Consider the following 6,240-nt stretch of genomic DNA (forward strand, 5'->3'; position numbering starts at 1 on the left):
TATAATTAGATTGTTTTTAGACAATCCCACAATCACAAAAATCCTATTCATTTGATTCCCAAGTATTAAGGATATTCTAAGAATAAATTTTGAAAAGTATTGTTATCCTGCCAGCGATAGATTGAAAAATCGCGGCGATCTGATGTTAAAATTCTCCCGTGTCCTAAGTTTTCAGCTAATACTACTAATGAAGCATCAGCTAGATCCATTGGTATATCTTCATAACGTTCCATGAGTTGTTGCATTCGTCTAACATGATTTGATTGTAATTCAAATACTTCAAAACCACCCGCTAAGAAATTTTGGATAAATAGCAGTTGAGCATGATTACCGAGACGAGTTAGCAAAAGGTAACAAGTTTCGGTGAAAACACACCAGGTTGTTATTAGGGGTTCTCGCAATCTTTGAATTACAAGCTGTGCTTGCTGATGATGATTATCTTGCTCATTGGCAAGAGCCAACCAGAAGCCTGTATCAACTATAATCATGTTTGGCTGACCATTCTTCCTTCAAGATGGTTTTATAGTTAGTAGAAAGATCGGGCGAACCTTGTCCACACCCAATAAAACCGCTTTCTTTTAGCACTTTAAGAGGCTCTGAGTTACGCGGGTATAGTTTGGTATATTGTTGCTCAATAACTTGATTGAGTAGGGTAGTTATATCCTGATCGCTATGTTGTTGGATGTAGGCGAGTTTTTCCCTTTGTTCTTGGCTAAGATGAATGGTGATGTCCATAGTCTTTGTCCTTAATAATGTCTAAACTATGATTGAGAGTGATTGAATGACGGACTATGATTGGGTTGTTTTTGACAATCATGGGAGTTTATTATATTATATCATAGGGTCGCTCTCTCGAAAAAATTATATTCCATCACACAATCACATCAATCACAGTACAGACAATGAATGAACAACGCGCCCAAGCTTATGTTAATTTAATTCAACAGTTGCTCGCTTGTACTGATGGTGAGGAACTCAATAAGATTCTGCAAGCAAATCAGGAATTGATTGACCACCAATTTTTGCAGGTGATGGAAAACTATGGAACAGGGTTAGAAGAACAAGGAAATAATAATCCTGTTGCTTGGTTACGGGATATAAGGTATAGAATCTTGTTATGTAGAAGTCTAAAGCATGATCTATATGATTATTTAATTGACTGTCATTCTAGCCTGACATATAATCATGGAAAGCTCAATCAGGAAAGTGAAAATGAGACAGGTATTTACAGCGAGAATTTTTCAAGAAGATAATTGGTTTGTTGCCCAATGTTTAGAGGTTGATGTTGCTAGTCAAGGGGAAACGGAAACCGAGGCGTTAAACAATCTGCAAGAGGCTTTAGAATTACATTTTGAACCGCCTTGTGCGACAGTTATTCCCCAATTACAGAAGATAGAGGTAGAAATCAATGCCGCTTAAGCCTTTATCTTATCGTGAAATTAAACGCAAGTTGGAAGCGGCAGGGTTTGAAGTTGTTAGTCAAAAGGGGAGTCATGTTAAGTTTGCCAAGGATACTCCTGGAGGAAAAAGGACAACGATTGTTCCCTGTTATAAGGAGGTAACAATCGGTACAATTGGCAGTATTTTAAGGCAAGCGGGATTAGGGGTTGATGAATTTGATAGTTTATAACTAGAAATAGACAATTTTATGAATGAACAACGCGCCTAAGCTTATGTTAATTTAATTGAACAGTTGCTCGCTTGTACTGATGATGAGGAACTGAATAATATTCTGCAAGCTAATCAGGAATTGATTGACCACCAATTTTTGCAGGTGATGGAAAACTATGGAACAGGGTTAGAAGAACAAGGAAATAATAATCCTGTTGCTTTATTACGGAATATGGCGCAACAGTTGAGGGAATATCTCAACTCTCAAGCGAGAACTATAGAGGAATATCAGGGGTTTTTATTAGAAGTATTACAAGCAGAAGCAGAGATTAATGATGGCCGTGCTATAATAACTGACAACGATTATTATTATAAAAATATGCAGTATAAAGTCAGTCTTAAGCAAACAGAAGAAGGATATGCTGTTTGGTGTCCTGGTTTACCCGGCTGTGCTTCTCAAGGTACGACAAAAGAAGAAGCTCTCAATAATATTCAAGATGCTATTGTGTCTTATTTAGAAGTTGCTGAGGAATTGAATCAAGGTGTAGAATCTTGTTATGTGGAAGTTGAATTAAATCATGCCTAGTCTTCCCGGAATTAATCATCAACGAGCCATTAAAGCCTTTGAAAAAGCAGGATTTAGGATTGTTCGACAGGGTAAACATATTACAATGACTGATGGAGAGCATATCTTAACAATTCCCAGAGCTAATCCAATTAATGCTTATACAATGGGAACAATTATTAAAGGTGCCGGAATGTCTATTGAAGAATTTAAAAAACTTTTGTAAAAGCATCGGATTAAGGTTATGGACGAAAAACGCACCCAAGCTTATCTAAATATCATCGAGTCGGCCTCTAAAAAAAATCACAGTCTATCACACAATCACATCAATCACAGTACAGACAATGAATGAACAACGCGCCCAAGCTTATATTAATTTAATTGAACAGTTGCTCACTTGTGCTAATGATTAAGATATACAATAATATTGACAAGCATCATTATTAGGAGAATCATCAGATGTCAGTTACTATTGAACAAGACCTTAAAGAATATCTCACTAAGTTTGACCAAAGATTTGACAGACTGGAACAAAAGTTAGAAATAATGAATAATCGCCTCACTAATTTAGAAGTTGGACAAGCTAGATTGGAGGAAAAAATCGATAGTTTGGAAAAAGATATTGAAAGTGTAAAAGAAGATACCAAAGAATTGAAAGGCTCTCAAAAGGCACAGATTTGGACGTTAATCGGAATTTTGGGAACGGCTTTACTAGGAACAGTCATCCGCTACATTATTATTCCTTTTCCTCCTCAATCATAAATATAATTATAACAATCACAATCAAAACAATGGATGAACAACGCACCCAAGCTTATATTAATTTAATTGAACAGTTGCTCACTTGTACTGATGATGAGGAACTGAATAATATTCTGCAAGCAAATCAGGAATTGATTGATCCCGATTTTTTGCAGGTGATGGAAAACTATGCAACAGGGTTAGAAGAACAAGGAAATAATAATCCTGTTGCTTGGTTACGGAATATGGCGCAACAGTTGGGGCAATATCTCACCCTTCGACTGGTCAATACTGGATTTAGGGCAAACGCATCTAAATTCTAGATTCCTTATCTAATAAGACTTTCAGCGTTTCAGAAAAAATCAACCATGATCTCGAAAACCCTTATCCAGCCTACCTTTCAAAAATAAGATGCGTTCGCCTTGATACTGGATTTAGGGAGATTGTATTTTTTGAAAAGCTATAATATAATTAATTATGATTATTCAGATAATATTGTTCAATGACTATGACCCAAACTAATCTTGCCAAAAATCTCAAAGAAGCTTACCGAGTTTGTAATCTTGATCCTCTAAGGGGTGAAGCTATGAAACGATATTATGTTGATTTATCAAAAGTTCGCAATACCAAAGCTATAGGTCAAGTTGATACAATTCTTGAATTTCAAGAACCTGAAAAATTTACAACAATTTTATTTACAGGTCATCGTGGCTGTGGAAAAAGCACAGAATTAAGGCGAATTCAGGAAAGATGGCAAGAAAAATATTTTATTATTTATTTAGAAGCTGATCGGGAAATTGACATTGAAGATGCGCGTTACATAGACTTATATTTAGTATTAATTAAGCAAATTGAATATGAACTTAGACAACGAGGAATTAAGTTTGATGATGAACTTCTGGGTAATTTTGAAGCTTGGTTTAAAGATATCACAGAAGAAACAGAGGAAACCGTTGAGAAGTCTGTGAGTATGTCGGGAACTTTAGATGTTAGTTCCTCTCCCTTTCCTATTCCTTTTGTAGCTAAATTATTAGTGAAATTATTAGCACAAATTAAAGGATCTGATAAACGTAAAAAAACAATTCGTCAAACCTTAGAACAAGATATTTCTCGCTTACAAGCTGATGTAAATTTTTTACTAGATGATGGGTTCAGAAAATTACAGCAAAAATTCCCTCAATATCAAGGATTTTTAGTAATATTCGACAATTTAGATCGAGTAACACCAGAAGTAGGCGATCATTTATTTTTCGATTATGCAGCACAGTTACAAGCCTTGGGATGCAATATTATTTATACTGTGCCAATTTCTACAATCTATTCAGCTAAAAAAGTCAATAATTTTTTCGAGAACTCTAATATTGTCCCGATGATCAATATCTACAATTTACAAAGAAATAAGCCCAATTTAGACTATCAAGAAGAAGCCTTAAAAGCTGTTGCTAAATTAATTGAAGTTAGGGTTAATGTTCAGGATGTTTTTGCCAATTATGATGATTTATTAAGTTTAGCTAAAGCTAGTGGTGGTCATGTTAGACAACTAATGCAAATGATGAGAACTGCTATTACTTCAGCAAATGCAAAAGGCGGCTCTAAAATTGATAGTGAAGACGTACAAACTGCCATTAAACAAGTACAATTTGATTTTGAAAGAGTCATTCCTGATGAGCATTATAGTCATTTAGTAAATGTCTATTTAAACAAGGAAATTAATAACAATCAAATTGGACAACTTATGTTATTTAATACTTCTGCCTTAGAATATAATGGTAATGATAGATGGAACTATATCAATCCAGTTGTTGAATCTATTCAAGCTTTTAAAAAGGTATTAGAAAATGTTAGAAACTAAATCTTTCTCTATTTCTAATCATCTATTTTTAGCAAAAAATCAGCAGAGATTAGCTGAGTTACTGACTTTTATTGATTTTGCGGAAGGATTAACTATTGGCTTTATTGAAGTTAACCGCAATGAGGAAGCTAACTGGATAGTTGAGAGTTTAATGAATAATTCTCAATGTCAAAATATACAATTTATTGTTTTAAATATAGATGATTCTCAGGTGCGTTTTTTATTAGATGAAATTTTAAACTATTTATCTAAAAATCCCCCTTTAGAAGATAAAAAGCAAGTGTTAATTATCAAAGGATTAGAAAATTCTATCGGATTTAAGGATTATCCCCCTATTTTACAAAATCTCAATTTTGTTAGAGACGCTTTTACCTATGATGTTCCTTATCCCATATTATTTTGTTTATCAAACGATACTATTACTAGATTCGCTAGATTTGCCCCTGATTTTTGGGCTTGGAAATCAGGTATTTTTAAGTTTGAATCTCTACCAGAAGAAAAAAATATTGATCGTCAATTTGTGAATTTTGCTCGGGTTCTTGAACGAGATGGAGTATCAGAAACTCAAGCAAGAATTGATATATTAACTCGATTATTTGCAGAGTATTCAGCAGAAAAAAATATATCTATGATGATAACAACTTTACAGCAATTAGGGGTTGCTTATTACCGTAGAGGAGAGTTACAAAAAGCGGAAGAATCTTTGCTAGAAGCTTGGAATTTAAGTAATCAAATAACATCATTAGAACCGACAAAAGTAGCCACTCTTGAGACCTTGGGTTATGTATATAAGAAAGCAAAGAAATATGAGGAAGCAGAAACAATTTATCAACAGGTTTTGAATGTTTATTCTGAGCAAAAGTTTTCTCAAAAATGGGCTAAAATTCAAAATAGTTTAGGTAACGTTTATCTTGACAAGAATCAAGGCAGTAAAGCTGATAATTTAGAAAGGGCGATCTCTTGTTTTAATTCTGCTTTAGAAGTATATACCCGTGATAGCTTTCCTTCTGAATGGGCAATGACACAAAATAATCTGGGGATTGCTTATAGTAATCGCATCAGAGGGGAAAGGGCAGATAATCTAGAGTTAGCTATTGTTGCTTATAACCTGTCTTTAGAAGTATATACCCGTGATGCCTTTCCTTCTGAATGGGCAATGACACAAAATAACCTGGGTAATGCTTATAGTCAACGCATCAGAGGGGAAAAGGCAGAAAATTTAGAGTTAGCTATTGTTGCTTTAAACCAGTCTTTAGAAGTATATACCTGTGAAGCCTTTCCTTATGAATGGGCAGGAACACAAAATAATCTGGGGACTGCTTATATATCTCGCATCAGAGGGGAAAGGGCAGAAAATTTAGAGTTAGCTATTGTTGCTTATAACCTGTCATTAGAAGTATATACCCGTGAAGCCTTTCCTTATGAATGGGCAAGAACACAAAATAATCTGGGCAATGCTTATAATAAGCGC

The 6,240-nt window shown here is 34.6% G+C and carries 11 protein-coding genes; 9 read left to right on the plus strand and 2 right to left on the minus strand.

Going from position 1 to position 6,240, the window contains the following annotated elements:
* Positions 1-65 precede the first annotated feature (65 nt).
* Together IM479_RS13485 and IM479_RS13490 are read right to left on the minus strand one after the other, a co-directional pair.
* On the minus strand, positions 66-488 hold the full coding sequence (locus IM479_RS13485) for a type II toxin-antitoxin system VapC family toxin (protein WP_287684443.1): 423 nt from the start codon (positions 486-488) through the stop codon (positions 66-68).
* Entirely contained in the window at positions 475-735 is a 261-nt protein-coding gene (locus IM479_RS13490; protein WP_002773298.1) for a hypothetical protein, read from the minus strand. The genes IM479_RS13485 and IM479_RS13490 overlap by 14 nt, the downstream gene beginning before the upstream one ends.
* 167 nt (positions 736-902) lie before the next feature.
* Here IM479_RS13490 and IM479_RS13495 point away from each other — a divergent pair, with 167 nt between their 5' ends.
* The 9 genes from IM479_RS13495 to IM479_RS13535 all read left to right on the plus strand — a co-directional run.
* The gene (locus tag IM479_RS13495) at positions 903-1,253 is read left to right on the plus strand and encodes a hypothetical protein (protein ID WP_287684442.1); all 351 of its coding nucleotides are present in this window, start codon (positions 903-905) and stop codon (positions 1,251-1,253) included.
* Positions 1,213-1,419 carry a type II toxin-antitoxin system HicB family antitoxin gene (locus IM479_RS13500; RefSeq protein ID WP_002766390.1) on the plus strand — a complete coding sequence of 69 codons (207 nt, stop codon included), beginning with the start codon at positions 1,213-1,215 and terminating at the stop codon, positions 1,417-1,419. The genes IM479_RS13495 and IM479_RS13500 overlap by 41 nt, the downstream gene beginning before the upstream one ends.
* The gene (locus IM479_RS13505) at positions 1,409-1,630 is read left to right on the plus strand and encodes a type II toxin-antitoxin system HicA family toxin (RefSeq protein WP_286827437.1); all 222 of its coding nucleotides are present in this window, start codon (positions 1,409-1,411) and stop codon (positions 1,628-1,630) included. Before IM479_RS13500 ends, IM479_RS13505 begins: the two co-directional genes overlap by 11 nt.
* A 360-nt stretch (positions 1,631-1,990) precedes the next feature.
* Positions 1,991-2,197: a type II toxin-antitoxin system HicB family antitoxin gene (locus IM479_RS13510; RefSeq protein ID WP_012264985.1), complete on the plus strand. Its 207-nt coding sequence runs from the start codon at positions 1,991-1,993 to the stop codon at positions 2,195-2,197.
* The gene (locus tag IM479_RS13515) at positions 2,190-2,402 is read left to right on the plus strand and encodes a type II toxin-antitoxin system HicA family toxin (protein ID WP_002759169.1); all 213 of its coding nucleotides are present in this window, start codon (positions 2,190-2,192) and stop codon (positions 2,400-2,402) included. Before IM479_RS13510 ends, IM479_RS13515 begins: the two co-directional genes overlap by 8 nt.
* Before the next feature lie 233 nt (positions 2,403-2,635).
* Complete coding sequence (locus IM479_RS13520; RefSeq protein WP_002773297.1) at positions 2,636-2,938, plus strand: hemolysin XhlA family protein; 303 nt, start codon at positions 2,636-2,638, stop codon at positions 2,936-2,938.
* 29 nt (positions 2,939-2,967) lie between these two features.
* Positions 2,968-3,240, plus strand: a complete 273-nt coding sequence (locus IM479_RS13525) for a hypothetical protein (protein ID WP_287684441.1) — start codon at positions 2,968-2,970, stop codon at positions 3,238-3,240.
* A gap of 179 nt (positions 3,241-3,419) precedes the next feature.
* A complete protein-coding gene (locus IM479_RS13530; RefSeq protein ID WP_353737549.1) occupies positions 3,420-4,769 on the plus strand; it encodes an ATP-binding protein in 1,350 nt (449 codons plus the stop codon).
* On the plus strand, positions 4,756-6,240 hold a 1,485-nt coding region (locus IM479_RS13535; protein ID WP_287699457.1), incomplete at its 3' end, for a tetratricopeptide repeat protein. The genes IM479_RS13530 and IM479_RS13535, both read left to right, overlap by 14 nt.

The organism is Microcystis sp. M165S2 (assembly GCF_020245885.1).
In the GTDB taxonomy this organism is placed as follows: domain Bacteria; phylum Cyanobacteriota; class Cyanobacteriia; order Cyanobacteriales; family Microcystaceae; genus Microcystis.

Bases quoted from the DNA above. Each gene is read 5' to 3' on its own strand.
- IM479_RS13485 (WP_287684443.1), bottom strand. From the start codon at position 488: ATGATTATAGTTGATACAGGCTTCTGGTTGGCTCTTGCCAATGAGCAA.
- IM479_RS13490 (WP_002773298.1), bottom strand. From the start codon at position 735: ATGGACATCACCATTCATCTTAGCCAAGAACAAAGGGAAAAACTCGCC.
- IM479_RS13495 (WP_287684442.1), top strand. From the start codon at position 903: ATGAATGAACAACGCGCCCAAGCTTATGTTAATTTAATTCAACAGTTG.
- IM479_RS13500 (WP_002766390.1), top strand. From the start codon at position 1,213: ATGAGACAGGTATTTACAGCGAGAATTTTTCAAGAAGATAATTGGTTT.
- IM479_RS13505 (WP_286827437.1), top strand. From the start codon at position 1,409: ATGCCGCTTAAGCCTTTATCTTATCGTGAAATTAAACGCAAGTTGGAA.
- IM479_RS13510 (WP_012264985.1), top strand. From the start codon at position 1,991: ATGCAGTATAAAGTCAGTCTTAAGCAAACAGAAGAAGGATATGCTGTT.
- IM479_RS13515 (WP_002759169.1), top strand. From the start codon at position 2,190: ATGCCTAGTCTTCCCGGAATTAATCATCAACGAGCCATTAAAGCCTTT.
- IM479_RS13520 (WP_002773297.1), top strand. From the start codon at position 2,636: ATGTCAGTTACTATTGAACAAGACCTTAAAGAATATCTCACTAAGTTT.
- IM479_RS13525 (WP_287684441.1), top strand. From the start codon at position 2,968: ATGGATGAACAACGCACCCAAGCTTATATTAATTTAATTGAACAGTTG.
- IM479_RS13530 (WP_353737549.1), top strand. From the start codon at position 3,420: ATGACTATGACCCAAACTAATCTTGCCAAAAATCTCAAAGAAGCTTAC.